Raw genomic sequence first — 14,574 nt, 5'->3', positions numbered from 1 at the left:
AACTCATAGTAACTTAAGTCGGCGTGACCGACATCACTCACCTTGACGACCTCGTCGAACCGCACTTCAGCCCCGAGGTCCAGCAGATCCGCGAACTGATGGCGGCGATGGCTCCCGAGTGCCCCCTGGACGCCGATGCGCTCCATGCCAGGGCCACCGCCGACACCGGCCTGAGCGACTTCGGGCCCGACGACTACCGCGAACGCCTCGACGTGTACCTCGCCGCGCTGCACGAGGTCAGCGGCATGCACGGACCGGGCATCGTCAACTTTCACGCCCAACTGGCGGGCTGGCTGAAAAACCGGCTACTGCTGACCGCACTGCTGAAGCAGCACCGCGAGATTCAGGACATCGAGTTGCAGCCGCCGATCGTCATCGCCGGTCTGCCGCGAACCGGTACCACGCATCTGCACAATCTCCTCGCGGCCGCGTCGACGTTTCGCACCCTGCCGTATTGGGAGAGTGTCGAGCCGTTTCCGCTGCCCGCCGAGATCGGCCTGGAACCGGATCCGCGCCGTATGCGGATGGACGCGGCCGTCGAGTTCATGAACGCGGTGATGCCGCACTTTCGCCTCATGCACGAGATGACGACCGACCATGTCCACGAGGAGATTCAGCTGCTGGCCAACGACTTCTCCTCGATGCTGTTCGAAACCTTGGCCCACGTACCGCGATGGCGCGACTACTACCTGGCCCATGATCAGACGTCGGCCTACGAGTACCTGGCCCTGCAATTGAAGGCGCTGCAGTTTCTCCGCGGCGGCCGTCGCTGGTTGCTCAAGTCGCCCCAACACCTCGAGCAACTGCCCGTGCTCGACAAGGTCTTTCCCGGCGTGGTTGTCGTGTGTACCCACCGCGATCCGGTGCCGGTGGCGCTGTCGATGATCGCGATGATCACGTACACGGCGCGGATGCACCGTTCACCGGTGCCGGTCACCGATATCGCGGCGTCGTGGATCGACCGGCTGGAACTGATGCTGGCCGCGCTCATACGTGATCGGGACGTCATCGGACCCGAGCGTTCGATCGACGTCCGCTTCGACGACTTTTTGGCCGACGAGCTCGGCCTCACCGAACAACTCTTCGCGCTAGCCGGCGAGCCGCTGACCGACAATGCGCGCGCTGGGATGGCCGAGTATTTGGCGGGTCACCAGCGTGGCCGGCTCGGTCAGGTCGCCACATCGGCCGAGATGTTCGGACTCGACGAGGACGACCTGACCGCCCGTTTCACACCGTATGTTCAGCGCTTCTTGCAATGACGTTGCTTAGACGCCTGCGCCGACTTCATCACCAGCCGGGATTGGTTCGGGCTCAGGCATTTCCGCGTCCACCTCTTCGGCCGGAGCCGGATCCGGCGCGGGTGCTTCCGGTTCGACGGCATCGACGAGAACGACGCCGTCCGGTGGCGGCGGCGCATCGTCGATTGCCTCCGGGTCCACCGGCAGGAACATGTGGTGGGTGAACTGGGGCTGATACGCGCCGCCGCCACCGATTCTCACGCCGCCGCCTTCACCGCTGGATACCGCGGTCCCGTCGGGCAGTGTCACCGCGGTGTGGCTGCCGTTCCAGCCGATCACCAAAGCGCCAGGCGCAGTTCCATACTGGAAACCGCGGGCCAGAAGTGCTGATTCTTCATTGGCGGTATGGAATCTGTCGCCGAAAACCGGTCGGTCGGTTGCAGCATTGGCCACCCAGGATGCCAGGCCCGAACAATCCGTTCCCGCAGGGGAATCCCCACCTGTGACGTACGGCGTCCCCGAAACCTGTTGGATCAACGCCATTACCGTTGCTAAAACAAACATGCGCCGGGACATTAACAACAAGATCGATAGACAACCAAAATTTGTGGTGGCCCTCACGTTTGGCGCCAAAAGATGACGTGCATTACATATGACACGAAAAGACGCTGCACCACGGTCTTTTTCACGAATTCTGGTGAAAATCCACGCTAGTTCTAACGTTTCGATAACGCAAGACCCATTCGCGTCGAATTACCCGGGAAAGCAATTGCGATGCAATGCAATCCCGACTTATTCAGCCGGCGGCAACTCCCGCGGCCCGACCCGCTCGGTGAGCTCGCCCTGATGCGTACTCGGCGCCAGTGACGGCCCGCCGTGGCGTTGTACAGCGCCTAACGGCACCCGTGGGCCTCGCGGATCGGCATCGTCACCGGCCCAGTGTTCTGGCGCCGACCCGTGTCGTGCTGGACGAACGACTTCTTCGGTGTCGACGGTGACCTTGCGGGTGCGTTTGAACGAGAACGTGATCTCTTCGACCTCTTCGAACACCTGGCGCGCGGTGCGCAACGGCTGGGTGGTGGTGTCGATGGCGCGGGCGACGAACGTCGGAACCAACGGCCGAATCCAGCGCGCCGCGGTCTTGGTGACCTCAGGAATAGTCGGCAACAGCGGGGTAGCCCGCGTTGCTGCCGGCAGGTTCTCCGGCTCGGCGACGGTCTGTTCGGGGACAGGCTGTTCGGCTGCGGCCAAGCTTGCGGCCTCGGCTTCGGCGGCGATGGGCAAGTACATGTCTTCTTCGACAGGATCTGAGGCCGGCGGGTCCTCGAGCGCCTCGATCACTCGACGCTGATGATTGGCCCGGTCGATTTCCAGCTGCGCCTCGACCGCAAGCCGTGCCTGTGCGAGTTGCTGTTCTGCCCAGAGTATTTCGGCCGCCGCGCGGACTTCAGCTCGCTTGACCGCGATCGCAGTGTCGGCCGCAACCTCGGCGTGATCGCGTTCGGCGTGGGCCACTGCGCGTCGGTCGTGAGTCGTCGTACCGCGCAACAGTTTCAGGATCAACGGCAGCAGGCTCAGCAGGATGAAGAAGCCGACGGTGACGAGCCGCAGCAGCAGCGCACCTGCGTTAGCCGTCGTGATGTCGTGCATGGCCGTCCACCGTGCGGCCAGCCCGCGGTCAGCCTCGGCGACCACCGTGTGCCGCGCCTGTGCGAGTTGGGCGGTGCCGGCGTCAAGTTCGGCACGCAACTCGTCGGCATGCCGATCACGGACGCCGATGGCGTTATCCAGTTCCTGCTGCGTGGCGGCGAGACGTTCGTTGGCCGTTAGTGTCTCGGGCCCGGTGCCGGGAACGCCGGTGATATTGGTCTGCGGGCACGCCGGCGTGGGGTGATATTCGCAGCGGGCCACGACCAGCGCTTGGTCGCGGTTTGCGCGGGCCTTGTCGACAGCGGCGTCAAGCGCGTTGCGCTCGTTGCGCGTCTGCTCCAGATCGGAGGTGGCCTGCGCGACGGCGGCCGACGAGTCGGCGGTGCGCGACGCAACGGCGTCGAGCCGGTGGTCGATCGAGCCGGCGAAGACGGTCATCGCAGCAAGTTCACCGACCACGACGCCGAGAACAACGGCAACCGCTGCTCGTCCGGCAATGCCGCGCCAGCCGCTCACGGGTCCGCTGACGATGGCGCGGGCGACCGCGCCGACCAGCGCGCCGAACGTCAGGGCCAGCACGGCAATGGCCGAAACCGGCCAGCGCACCGATTCCGACATGGTTAGCGCCGTAACCAGTCCGGCCAACGCAGCAGTAAGCACCACGACTACGCCGGTGATCGCGTGAGCCGACCGCTCGTGGCGCTCACTGAGTTCCTGCCACTCTCCACCGCCGAGCCAGGACAATACGGTGTTAATCCGCGAACCGGCCCGGCGCGGTTCGGCTGCTTTATGGGCGCACATGGACTGAGAACACCTCCAGCAGAGTTGACATGTGGTGCGGTTCACAACGCATCCGGAATCGCGCAGGCCCTAAATCGCTGCAGTGCGATGGCACGAATTCTCTCACATGCGCGCTTCCGGTGTCGGTAGCATCCCGACAACACAGCTGAGCAAGGGGGCGGCGACATGACGGTGCGGCGGATGGCTCTGGCGATCGGGGCAGTGATTCTGCTTGTCGGGATCATCGGGCTACTGGTGCCGGTGTCGATATCGGACGAGAACGGCGGCAAGATCGGCTGCGGAAACGCCGTGATCAGTGACACCAAGAGCGCCGAGTCCGCCAACAACAAGTCGGTGGCCAGCATTCCGATTCTCAATCAGATCGTGCCGCACACCGACTTCGTGGCCGAATGCCAGTCGGCGCTGTCCAGCCGGCGGTCCTGGGCCGTCCCGGTGGCGGTGATCGGCGCGATCGCTGTGATCGCAGCGCTGTTCGTGCGCGGTGGCAGATCACCGAATGTCTGACGCCACACCGGTTCGGACAGTGCGTGTTTCGGCGATCAACTGCGTTCGATGCGTTTGATGATGCGCGCAGTTGCCCGCTCCAGCACATGCTGTCGGCCGAGCGGTGTGCGCTCCCGCTTGGCGCGGCGCAGCGCCGGGCCGATCGTGATGCCCTGTTCATACGCCGTCACGACGCGCGGATCCACGTAGGAGCCACGCGCGACCGCGGGCGTGTTGCCCAATTCATCGGCAACTGCCCGCATCACGGCGGCTTCTTCGCGACGGCGTGCGGTTTTTGATGTCGGCTCCCGCGCGGTCGCGAACGCCTCGGCGGCCAGCACCGTACCGTGCCAGGTTCGCAGGTCTTTGACACTGAATTCCTCGCCGACAAGCTCGCGGAACCGGGAGTTGAGGTCGTCAGCATGCACCTCGCACCAACCGTCGGACGTCCGGTAGGCCAACAGGCGGGGGATCTTGGTATCGGCGCGCATCAATGAGCGCACTGCCCGGATCACCAACGGGTCCTCCAACGAAACGGTCCGGCGCACTCCGCTTTTGGCCGGGTAGTCGAACTCGACGCTGTCGCGGCACAACCGGACGTGGTCGCGCAGCAGAGTCGCCAGCCCGAAACTTCCGTTCTCCTGCGCGTACTCCTCTCCGCCGGCCCGAAAGTAGCCGCGATCAATCAACTGCTGGCCGATGGCCAGCACCCGATCACGCCCCAGACCGCGTCCCCGCAGATCGGTCAGCACCCGCTCACGCCAGTCGGGCAACCGCTTGGCCAGGCTGAGCGCACGGTCGTACTTCTCCTCAGCCCGCTCGGCTTGCCATCGCTCGTGATAGAGGTACTGGCGCCGCCCGGCGGCGTCGGTGCCAACGGCCTGGATGTGGCCGTTCGGATGCGGACAGATCCAGACGTTCTTCCACGCCGGCGGTATCACCAGCGCCTCGATCCGCGCCAAGACCTCGGGGTCGTCGACGCAGTCGCGCCGGCTGTCGAGGTACGAAAATCCCCGGCCCCGACCGATGCGACGAATTCCGGGGCCACCGACGGTGCTTCGGCGCAACCTCATGCCGCGGCCAGCCCGAGGATAGGAATGATGCGCGTGATCACCGCATTGGTTTACCCGCGGCGGTATCGGGTGACACCACCACCACATTCGGATTGAGCCGACACAGTCGGATCAACCGTCGGGCCCAAACAGGACGTGAGACGGTATCAACTTATGCAGACCTTCGACTACATGACCTACGAGGACTTCGGCCGGCGGTTCTTCGAGATAGCCGTCACCGAGGACCGCGTAGGCGCCGCCTTCGCCGAGATTGCCGGCGAGGAGTTCGAGATGGCGCCGATTGCTCAGGGACCAGGCAAAATCGCCAAGATCAGCGCCAAGGTCCGCATCCAGGAGCCGCAGGTCCACCGAAACGTCGACGACGCGATCACCTTCAACATCCACATCCCGCTGGCCATCGACTTGCTTGTGGACCTGCGCCTGGATAAGCAACGGTTCCTGGTCGACGGCGACATCGCGCTGCGCGCGACCGCGCGCGCTGCCGAACCGCTGCTGTTGATCATCGACGTCGCCAAACCGCGGGCGTCGGATATCACCGTCCACGTGTCCTCGAAATCCATCCGCGGTGAGGTGCTACGCATCGTGGCCGGCGTTGACGGTGAGATCCGGCGATTCATAGCGCAGTACGTCGGCGACGAAATCGATTCGCCGAAATCGCAAGCCGCGCAAGTCATCGATGTGGCGGCCCAAGTCGGCGAGGCCTGGACGGGTATCTGACCCTTTGTTTATCGGGCCGTCGCGCCCGGGTATGGACAGAGATGTGGCACGAGTAGATGTTTCGACGTCATCCGAGCTCGAACCAGCGGCGGCATGGAAACTGGCCTCTGACCTGAGCCGGTTCCAGGAGTGGATGACCATCTTCGCCGGCTGGCGAAGCGAGGTCCCATCGCACCTCGAGAAGGGCACGCGCGTGTCGTCGTGCGTCAAGGTGAAAGGCTTCCGCAACGTCATCCACTGGACGGTCACCCGGTACGACGAGCCGCACACCATTGAGCTGGAGGGCCGTGGCCGCGGCGGAATCCGGATCGCAGTCACCATGAACGTCACCGATGACGACCCAGGGTCGACTTTCCGGATGACCGCCGAGCTCAAGGGCGGCCTACTCAACGGCCCGATCGGCGGACTGGTCGCCCGCGTGCTGAAGTCCGACGTGCGCAAGTCGGTGGACAACTTGGCTGCGTTGCAGTAACCACACACGATATGGACCATCGCCGAGCGCCGCTGTTAGACGCACTGGCCGACTACCACCGGTTGGAGCGGTACGGGTTCAGCCCGCCCGGACATCGGCAGGGGCGCGGCGCCGACGAGCGGGTCTTGGCGGTGCTGGGGCGCGAGCCGTTTCACGACGACATCCTGGCCAGCGGAGGTCTGGACGACTGGCGCTCGACGGGCCAGTACCTCTCAGATGCCCAGGAGCTGATGGCCGACGCAGTCGGGGCGTCCTCGGCGTTCTTCTCGACGTGCGGCAGCTCCTTGTCGGTGCGGGCAGCGATGATGGTGGTTGCCGGAGCGGCGTCGGGTGGCCTTTTGGTGCCACGCGACAGCCACAAGTCGATAGTGGGCGGGTTGATCTTTTCCGGCATCCAGCCGCACTGGATCACCCCACGCTGGGACGCCGATCGTCACCTATCGCATCCGCCATCCCCGCAACAGGTACGCGACGCATGGGACGCGAACCCCGATGCCGCCGGAGCATTGATCGTCAGCCCGACGCCCTACGGCACCTGCGCGGACCTTGCGCAGATCGCCGACATCTGCCACGAACGCGACAAGCCATTGATCGTCGACGAGGCCTGGGGTGCGCATCTGCCGTTCCACTCCGACCTTCCCGCATGGGCGATGGACGCCGGCGCCGACGTGTGCGTGGTCAGCGTGCACAAGATGGGCGCCGGCTTCGAGCAGGGTTCGGTGTACCACGTACAGGGTGACCTGGTGGACCAGGATCGACTGGAAGCCAACGCGGATCTGTTGATGACGACCAGCCCGAATGTGCTGATCTACGCCGCGATGGATGGGTGGCGGCGCCAAATGGTGCAGCACGGCCACGAATTGCTCGGCGCTGCACTCACTCTCGCGCGCACGGTGCGCGAGCGGATCAATCAGATCCCCGACGTCGTCGTGCTCGAGGATCAACTGCTCGGCGTCGAGGCGTCCCATGATCTGGACCGCCTGCAGGTGCTGGTGGACGTGTCGGGCACCGGCGCAACGGGATACCAGGCCCGGGACTGGCTGCGCGAAAACCGCCGGCTCGATATCGGGCTCGCGGATCACGCTCGCATCCTCGTGACGCTGTCATTTGCCGACGACGAGCACACCACCGAGCGCCTCGTTGAAGGATTAACGGCGTGGCGCAACATTGCCGACTCGCTGGATCGGCCGCCGGCAATCCGGTTGCCGTCGCCTGATGAACTTCAGTTGGAGACGGTGATGCTGCCGCGGGACGCGTTTTTCGGCGCCACCGAACTGGTCCCCGCCGACAAGGCCGCCGGCCGCATCGCAGCAGAGCAGATCACACCGTACCCGCCCGGCACACCGGCCGTGGTGCCAGGTGAAAAACTCAACGACGCGGTCATCGAATTCCTGCGATCAGGCCTGGCGGCGGGCATGCCGTTGCCTGATGCCGCCGATCCTCAGTTGGAGCACATCCGCGTAGTCGAGTAATCGACCAACGCCACCCGCGTTATCGCGCTTCGGGATGCTGTGCGAGCCATTCCCTTTCGACGTCACGCACTCGCCGGCCTTCCATGGCCAGCCAGGCCAGCCCGGCACCCGCAGCGAGCAGTGCGACGACAAGACTCGCGACGCCGACACCGATCTGACCGAGCGCAAATCCGGCCAGACAGACCACGAACGCCACAACGCCGACCGCGAGCAGCAGCACCCCGGGCGCTTTAGCGGTGTTTTTCATCGTTTCACCGGCATGGGTTCGGGTGGTCCGGTGGTGATCAACCGGGTCGTGGGCGGTGTCACCCATGGGTCACTCCTCTGGTGTGGCTTGCGTTTCGACGCATGCCGACGGCTACCCGAACTAGGGCCGGAAAAAACGTGTGCGGCGGTCAGGCGAGCGGCCGAAAGCCGTTGAGCAGCGCACGCATGGATCGCGCCACCGCATGCCTGGTCTGCACCGGGTCCGATGAATTCGCGATCAACATCGCGCCGCGCGTGAGCGCACCCAGCAGCAGTCGAGTGACCGTCTCGGGATCGTCGACCTGTAGCGTGCCGGACTCGACAGCAGCCCGAAGCGCCTCGACGATGACCGCGAAGGCATACCGTTCGTCGAGCTCGGTGTAGCGCGCCAGGCCCAGCACGGCCGGCCCGTCCAGGATCAAAATGCGCTGCAAGTGCGGCTCCAGAACGGCGTCGAGGAACGCGTCGAAGCCCCGCGCAAACTCGTCAATGTCGTCAGTAGCGCCTTGCGCGGCCGCCATGGATGCCGCCATCAACTCGGTGTGCGCCTGTTCGAAAACGGCCTCGAAAAGCGCCGTCTTGGTGGGGAAGTGGTGATAGAGGGCACCGGTTGTGACCCTGGCAGCACGGGCCAAATCGTCGACGGACGTGCCGCGAAAGCCGTTCTGGCCGAACAACTCCCGACCCGCCTGCACCAGAGAGTCGCGCGTCTGCGCCACCTGCTGGGCGCGCAGCGACGACGGCTGCGGCGTGGACTCGGCCATGGTTTCACTCCCGTGCGGACGAACCGCACCAGCCTATTGACATAGTAGCGTTATGTGAAATAGTGATGCTATCCAAGATCCGCCCTCAGCGATGGAGGTTGTCGCCCATGCACACCGTCCCACCAGTGGCCGCCGGCCCCCTCGACCAACTCCGGCGCGCTGACCCTGAAACCCGGACAGCGCTGGCCAACGCAGTCACTCGCAGCGCTGCATTGTGGCGGGCTGTCGACGATCCCGGTGCACCCGTGCCCGGGCTGTCCTGGTCAATCGGCCAAACCGCGGCTCATGTGGTTGCCGACTTGCGCGAATACACCGAGGCGCTGACCCGCCACCTGAACGGCGACCGTGCCGCCCCGAAGATGCCGGACGGATCACCGGCCCGGCTGCGGACGGCGGTCAATGACCGCCACCTCACCGACGTCTGTGAGCGTGACCCGCATCGGCTGGCGAACATGCTGGAGGAGACCGCCAGCCACTATCTCGCCGCTGCCGCGGCGGTCGACTCCACCGAACACGTGACGATCCCCACCGCCGACAGCCTGGTCCTCGAACCGGCGGTGATGACTTGCTTGCTGCTGGGGGAGCAGTTGCTCCACGGGTTAGACGTTGCGCGCGCCGCCGGCCGGCCGTGGACCATCGACCGCGACGACGCGCTGCTCGTCGTACCCGCCGCACTGGCGTTGGCGCCGAACTATCTGCGGGCATCGCGCGCCAACGACTTGCACATCACGTTCGAACTGCGGATCCGCGGTGGTGGCCGCTACCGGCTGACGGTGGACCACGGCACCGCCGTCGTCACCTCAGCCGACCAGCCGGCCGGCGGACGAGCGGACTGTGTGATCACCGCCGACCCGGTGACGTTCCTGCTCCTGGGCTATGGGCGCGTCGCACAGTGGCCGCAGATCCTCCGCGGCAGGCTTAGGGCCGGGGGACGCAAGCCGTGGCTGGCGGCCAAATTCGGGACATTGCTGGCCAGCCCGTAGCGGCGCCGCGCACGCTCCGGCCGTCGCTACAGTGGGAACGGTGACGTCGGTCGTGATCGTGGGCAGCGGATTTACCGGCTTCGAGTGCGCGCGCCGACTTCGCAAACGCAATTTCGACGTCACGATCATCTCGCCGGTCGACTACATGCTCTACACACCGCTGCTTCCGGACGTAGCGGGCGGGGTGGTCGACGGACGGTTCGTCACGATCCCGCTGGCGGGAATGTTGCACGGGGTGCGCAAGGTGCGGGGACGCGTGGACACCGTCGACCTGCACGAGCACACCCTGACGTTCACCGACCTCGAACAGCGCTCCTGCAGTCTGTCCTGGGATCGGCTGGTGCTGACGCCCGGATCGGTGACCCGACTCTTCGATATCCCCGGATTAGCCACCCACGCAAGGGGTTTGAAGTCGGTGGCCGAAGCGCTCTATTTGCGCGATCATGTGCTCGAGCAGCTTGAGCTGTCATGTTTGGATCCCGACCCCGAAAGCGCCCAGGCGCGGCGCACGATCGTCGTCGTGGGGGCCTCCTACTCGGGCACCGAACTCACCGCTCAGCTGCGCGCGCTCACCGACGCTGCTGCGAAACACATGGACTTCGGCAAGGGCGATGTGAAGTTCTTGCTACTCGACCTCGCCGAGCAGGTGATGCCCGAAGTCGGAAAAAGGTTGGGCGACAAAGCGATGCGGGTGCTGCGACGCCGTGGGGTCGATGTCCGTCTCGGCCTGACACTGCGGGAAGTACATCCCGACCATGTGGTGCTGACCGACGGCTCGCGAGTCAACACCCGCACAGTCGCCTGGGTGACCGGCGTGACTGCTGCGCCGCTGATCGACAAGCTCGGGCTGCCAACCGAAAAGGGCCGGTTGAAAGTGCAGACCGATTTCCAGGTTCCCGATCATCCGGATGTGTTCGCCGCCGGTGACGCGGCTGCGGTGCCGGACGTGACCCAGCCGGGCAAAATCACCCCGCCGACGGCTCAGCACGCGATCCGGCAGGGCAAGGTGCTGGCCAAGAATGTCGCCGCGAGCCTCGGCCACGGTAAGACCAAACAGTACAAGCACCGAAACATGGGCCTGGTCGTCGATCTGGGGCCCCGCGCAGCAGTCGCCAATCCGCTGAACGTGCCGCTGTCGGGGTATCCGGCGAAGTTCGTCACCCGCGGCTATCACCTCTACGCGATACCGCGGTTCGTCAACCGGTGGGCGGTGTCGCTGGCTTACCTGACCGATGCGCTGTTCCCGCGCACACTGGTGTCGATGGGGCTGGCCACACAACGCGACGCCGAATTCTCCACCAGCGAAGGCATTCCGCTGCCGAAGAGTGGCTGATGCTGCCTACAGCGTCTGGTGGCGCCCGAAGTACTTGTGGTCTTCGCTGTATCCGCCGTAACCACTACCGATCTCGGAGTAGTGGGCGACGAACTCGATACCTTTGATCCACTTCACCTGCTTGAAGCCGTGCTGCAGTTCGTTACGCAGCCGCAGCGGCTTGCCGTGCATGTACGGCAGCGGCTGGTCGTTCATGTTGTAGGCCAGCATGCTCATGTGGTGGCGCATCTGCTCGATGGGATGCGCGTTGTAGTAGATCCCGCCGGTGGCGCCCAAGCCCATCGAATAGAACACCACCCATTTGGCCTCGGGCAGCGGTTTGACGATGTCCATGATCGTCTTCAGCTGCACGCCGCCCCATTTCGCGACGCCCGACCAGGCCTGGATACAGAAGTGCTGCGTGATCTGGTCGTGGTACGGCAGCGCCTTCAAGTCGTCGAGCGAGAATTCGGTCGGGTTTTCGACCAGGCCGTAAACCTTCAGCCGCCAGTCGACGAAGTCGTTTTTTTCCAGCTCTTTGTATTCGACGGTCTCGGGCAGACGACCATTGCGCCAGTGGTGCGGTGAGATGTCCTTCTCGGTAAAGGCGCCCGGCTTGGGGTCGAAGTTCTCCAGCGCCCGTTGGAAGGGGCCGATCAGCGCGTAACCGACCCGCTGCACCACCCGCGGGTGCCGGATGGTGAACGGGGTGGCCCACACCCACGCGACGGCGGTCACCACCATCGCCGCGGCGAAGAACCAGAAACCCAGCCAGCTGTTGTCGTCGCGGGCGGCGAACATGTGGTTGAGGTTTCGCAGCGCGTCGGTGGCAAAGACCAGCGTGACGTGCACCAGGATGAAGAACAGGAAGTAGACCAGCACCAGGAAGTGCAAGGACCGCGCGACCTGGATGTTCAACCGCTTGCTGATCACCGTGATCCGCTGCGACAGCGCCGGCGACATCCCCAGCCCGGTGATCAGCGCGGCCGGAGCGGCGATGAAGACCGTGGTGAAGTAGGCCATCAACTGCATCCCGTTGTAGCCCACCCAGCCGTTGTCCTTCGGCCAATCCAGCGACAAGTACTGGATTGCCACCGACGCGGCGTCGGGAAAGACTCTCCAGCTGGTCGGCACGATGTGCCTCCAGTGCCCGGTGGTGAACAGCAGCACGTAGAACACCGCGCCATTCAGCAGCCACAAGACGTCGACGCCCAGATGCCACCAGCGGGCCAGGCCGATGGAGTGCCGGAAGCCCGGCAGCCCGAACTGCGGGGGCAGCGCGACGGTATCGGAGTTGGCGGTCCACAGCTCGTCGTCGGGAACCGGCGGACCAACCCGCAACCACTCGTCCTTCCCGGGCGTGGAGTTGCGACTGAAGTACAACCGCGGGTGGTCACACAAGATCTGGATGCCCGACCGGATGATGAACATCATCAAGAACAGGTTGAAAAAGTGGGTCCAGTTCGCCCACCACGGGATGCCGACGGCGTTGCCGGTCGCCTCTTCAGCGCCGGGGTAGCGGGTGATGAACTCCTCGATACCCGGCATATTGCGCAGGCCTTTGCCGATCGCCACCGCGGCGACCAGCCCGGCGAAGCCGATCGGGATCAACCACAGCAGGTTGAACCACTTGTCGCGGCCTACCCGCAACCGCGGAGCCGTCGCCCGCCGGGTGAGGTCGAACCCGCCGCCGTAGGTTTCCACGTCGACGACGTCATGGGCCTCGTGCACCTCGGTGCGGTAACCCTGTTCGAGCTCCATCTCGACGTCCACCACGTCAGCGGGGTAGCCGACCTGGTGTGTGGTATCTGTCGCGGCGCCGCCGGTCCCGGCCGAATCGACGTCCCTGTCAGGCTTGTTCCTGTCGGTGGTCGTCACGGCCCTGAAGATACACGAATTGTGCAGCTCACCGCGGGGATGACGGGCCCGGTAGTGCCTCTCGGCCGTCCACTGCACGTGCGCCCTCGCGGCCGGCTTGTCGGCCGGCGACACGACCGCGCCTGGATACGTCTGAGCAAGCGCAGACGCGATTCCGCACCTGCGGTTAGCCGCCGCGATATTAAGACGCGTCTGCGGCAGTCAGTACGGGCTGTGGCGTACCCGCTTGCCAACCGGTCCAAATACACTCGCCCGCCGCCCAAAACCCTTCAGGCGCTGCGGGTTTGCGCATCGCAGCCACGAACGCCGGCGTCGGCCTGTGAGTTCCCTTGGAGCATCAAAGTCACGACGTGAGATTGGTCACACGGCGGCAGCCGCGTTACAAGTCGAGCAGAAGCTGTTCGCTTTTCGGCGCCCGCGAGATGCACACCAGCATCATGCCGTCGGCGCGTTCCGGATCGGTCAGCAGCATGTCGCGATGCTCGACACGCCCTTCGAGGACGCGGGTGCGGCAGGTTCCGCAGAAACCCTGCTGGCAGGAATACGGCGCTGCGATCCCACTTCGCCGCAACGCCGTCAACAGCGTCTCCTCGGCGCCGACGCACACCGTGGCGCCCGTCGAGGCGATGCGGGCGGTGAACTCGTCTCCGTCGACCACCGGCGGTGCGGCGAACCGCTCGAAGTGCAACTCCACGTTGTCGCGACCGGCCAGCCGGGCTCGGATCATGGTCAGCATCGGTGCCGGACCGCACGCATAGACCGCTGTCCCGTCGGCGCAGTCCCCAAGCAGCCGGGCCGCCGTCGGCACGCCGTGGACATCGTCAGTATGGACCTCGACCCGATCACCGAACACCGCCAATTCGTCGAGAAACGGCAGGCTGTCGCGGCTGCGACCGGCATAGACCATCGACCAGTCGACGCCGAGCCGTTCGGCGTAGCCAAGCATCGGCAGGATCGGAGTGATGCCGATACCGCCGGCGATGAAGCGGACGCGCCGGGTAGGAGAGCCATAGCCGGGCACGGTCAGCGGGAAGGCGTTCCGCGGCCCATGCGTGTGGGCAGCAGCGCCGAGCTGCAGGGTGTCGTGCACCTCGAGCGAACCGCCGCCGCCGTCGGGGATGCGCCGCACCGCGATGCGGTAGACGTCGCGACGGTCGGGGTCGCCGCACAGCGAATACTGCCGCAGCCGTCCGCTGGGCAGCTGAATGTCGAGGTGCGCACCCGGACGCCACGGCGGCAGGTGTGCGCCGTCGGCAGCCGCCAACGTCAGCGCGACCACATCCTGGTCGCGCGCGACCACCCGGCGCTCCACCACGGTCAACGCGATGCGCTGGTCGTTTTCCACGGGTGCAGCGATACGGCGGATCGACCCCGACAGCGCCCACAGCCCGGAGATCGCCGCATCGGCGAGTCCGATCAGCAGGTCATGGCGGGACCGGCCCGACGCGCTTGGCGGCGTCTGCCGGATCCGCTCGAGCACCGCCT

General features: G+C 65.3%; 13 protein-coding genes and 1 pseudogene. 7 read left to right on the top strand and 7 right to left on the bottom strand.

Going from position 1 to position 14,574, the window contains the following annotated elements:
- Nucleotides 1–23 precede the first annotated feature (23 nt).
- On the top strand, nucleotides 24–1,259 hold the full coding sequence (locus tag A5707_RS03170; RefSeq protein ID WP_065013073.1) for a sulfotransferase family protein: 1,236 nt from the start codon (nucleotides 24–26) through the stop codon (nucleotides 1,257–1,259).
- An 87-nt stretch (nucleotides 1,260–1,346) separates the two neighbouring features.
- On the opposite strand, the pseudogene A5707_RS03165 reads toward A5707_RS03170, so the two are convergent.
- Nucleotides 1,347–1,814 (bottom strand): annotated as a pseudogene (locus A5707_RS03165) (hypothetical protein); the annotation flags it as partial.
- 216 nt (nucleotides 1,815–2,030) lie between these two features.
- A complete protein-coding gene (locus A5707_RS03160; protein ID WP_065013071.1) occupies nucleotides 2,031–3,689 on the bottom strand; it encodes a DUF4407 domain-containing protein in 1,659 nt (552 codons plus the stop codon).
- 165 nt (nucleotides 3,690–3,854) lie between these two features.
- Here A5707_RS03160 and A5707_RS03155 point away from each other — a divergent pair, with 165 nt between their 5' ends.
- Entirely contained in the window at nucleotides 3,855–4,193 is a 339-nt protein-coding gene (locus A5707_RS03155) for an aminopeptidase (RefSeq protein WP_065013070.1), read from the top strand.
- A gap of 35 nt (nucleotides 4,194–4,228) precedes the next feature.
- Here the strand turns inward: A5707_RS03155 and A5707_RS03150 are convergent, their stop codons facing one another.
- The gene (locus A5707_RS03150) at nucleotides 4,229–5,245 is read right to left on the bottom strand and encodes a DNA topoisomerase IB (protein ID WP_065013069.1); all 1,017 of its coding nucleotides are present in this window, start codon (nucleotides 5,243–5,245) and stop codon (nucleotides 4,229–4,231) included.
- Nucleotides 5,246–5,398: 153 nt separating this feature from the next.
- Between A5707_RS03150 and A5707_RS03145 the strand changes: the two genes are divergently transcribed.
- The 3 genes from A5707_RS03145 to A5707_RS03135 are packed head-to-tail and all read left to right on the top strand — an operon-like array spanning nucleotide 5,399 to nucleotide 7,906.
- Nucleotides 5,399–5,962 (top strand): hypothetical protein, encoded by a 564-nt coding sequence (locus A5707_RS03145; RefSeq protein WP_065013068.1) that lies wholly within the window; start codon nucleotides 5,399–5,401, stop codon nucleotides 5,960–5,962.
- Nucleotides 5,963–6,005: 43 nt separating this feature from the next.
- Complete coding sequence (locus A5707_RS03140) at nucleotides 6,006–6,434, top strand: SRPBCC family protein (RefSeq protein ID WP_197495230.1); 429 nt, start codon at nucleotides 6,006–6,008, stop codon at nucleotides 6,432–6,434.
- A gap of 11 nt (nucleotides 6,435–6,445) precedes the next feature.
- A complete protein-coding gene (locus A5707_RS03135; protein ID WP_065013066.1) occupies nucleotides 6,446–7,906 on the top strand; it encodes an aminotransferase class I/II-fold pyridoxal phosphate-dependent enzyme in 1,461 nt (486 codons plus the stop codon).
- 19 nt (nucleotides 7,907–7,925) lie between these two features.
- On the opposite strand, the gene usfY is transcribed toward A5707_RS03135, so the two are convergent.
- Both usfY and A5707_RS03125 read right to left on the bottom strand, forming a co-directional pair.
- Complete coding sequence (usfY, locus tag A5707_RS03130; RefSeq protein ID WP_065013065.1) at nucleotides 7,926–8,219, bottom strand: protein UsfY; 294 nt, start codon at nucleotides 8,217–8,219, stop codon at nucleotides 7,926–7,928.
- A gap of 82 nt (nucleotides 8,220–8,301) precedes the next feature.
- Nucleotides 8,302–8,916, bottom strand: coding sequence for a TetR/AcrR family transcriptional regulator (locus A5707_RS03125; protein ID WP_065013064.1), 615 nt, complete (start codon nucleotides 8,914–8,916; stop codon nucleotides 8,302–8,304).
- 125 nt (nucleotides 8,917–9,041) lie between these two features.
- Here A5707_RS03125 and A5707_RS24320 point away from each other — a divergent pair, with 125 nt between their 5' ends.
- Nucleotides 9,042–9,899 (top strand): maleylpyruvate isomerase N-terminal domain-containing protein, encoded by an 858-nt coding sequence (locus A5707_RS24320; RefSeq protein WP_232000610.1) that lies wholly within the window; start codon nucleotides 9,042–9,044, stop codon nucleotides 9,897–9,899.
- A gap of 40 nt (nucleotides 9,900–9,939) precedes the next feature.
- On the top strand, nucleotides 9,940–11,232 hold the full coding sequence (locus A5707_RS03115; protein WP_065013105.1) for an NAD(P)/FAD-dependent oxidoreductase: 1,293 nt from the start codon (nucleotides 9,940–9,942) through the stop codon (nucleotides 11,230–11,232).
- A gap of 6 nt (nucleotides 11,233–11,238) precedes the next feature.
- On the opposite strand, the gene A5707_RS03110 is transcribed toward A5707_RS03115, so the two are convergent.
- The gene (locus A5707_RS03110; protein ID WP_065013104.1) at nucleotides 11,239–12,972 is read right to left on the bottom strand and encodes a molybdopterin-dependent oxidoreductase; all 1,734 of its coding nucleotides are present in this window, start codon (nucleotides 12,970–12,972) and stop codon (nucleotides 11,239–11,241) included.
- A 496-nt stretch (nucleotides 12,973–13,468) separates the two neighbouring features.
- Nucleotides 13,469–14,569: a PDR/VanB family oxidoreductase gene (locus A5707_RS03105; protein WP_065013103.1), complete on the bottom strand. Its 1,101-nt coding sequence runs from the start codon at nucleotides 14,567–14,569 to the stop codon at nucleotides 13,469–13,471.
- Nucleotides 14,570–14,574: the final 5 nt, after the last annotated feature.

This window comes from Mycobacterium kyorinense, from assembly GCF_001672775.1.
GTDB lineage: Bacteria > Actinomycetota > Actinomycetes > Mycobacteriales > Mycobacteriaceae > Mycobacterium > Mycobacterium kyorinense_A.
This window is presented reverse-complemented; position numbering and strand designations above follow the sequence as displayed.

Coding starts and splice junctions, on each gene's coding strand:
- usfY (WP_065013065.1), bottom strand. CDS start 8,219: ATGGGTGACACCGCCCACGACCCGGTTGATCACCACCGGACCACCCGA.
- A5707_RS03150 (WP_065013069.1), bottom strand. CDS start 5,245: ATGAGGTTGCGCCGAAGCACCGTCGGTGGCCCCGGAATTCGTCGCATC.
- A5707_RS03135 (WP_065013066.1), top strand. CDS start 6,446: ATGGACCATCGCCGAGCGCCGCTGTTAGACGCACTGGCCGACTACCAC.
- A5707_RS03145 (WP_065013068.1), top strand. CDS start 5,399: ATGCAGACCTTCGACTACATGACCTACGAGGACTTCGGCCGGCGGTTC.
- A5707_RS03125 (WP_065013064.1), bottom strand. CDS start 8,916: ATGGCCGAGTCCACGCCGCAGCCGTCGTCGCTGCGCGCCCAGCAGGTG.
- A5707_RS03160 (WP_065013071.1), bottom strand. CDS start 3,689: ATGTGCGCCCATAAAGCAGCCGAACCGCGCCGGGCCGGTTCGCGGATT.
- A5707_RS03110 (WP_065013104.1), bottom strand. CDS start 12,972: ATGGAGCTCGAACAGGGTTACCGCACCGAGGTGCACGAGGCCCATGAC.
- A5707_RS03155 (WP_065013070.1), top strand. CDS start 3,855: ATGACGGTGCGGCGGATGGCTCTGGCGATCGGGGCAGTGATTCTGCTT.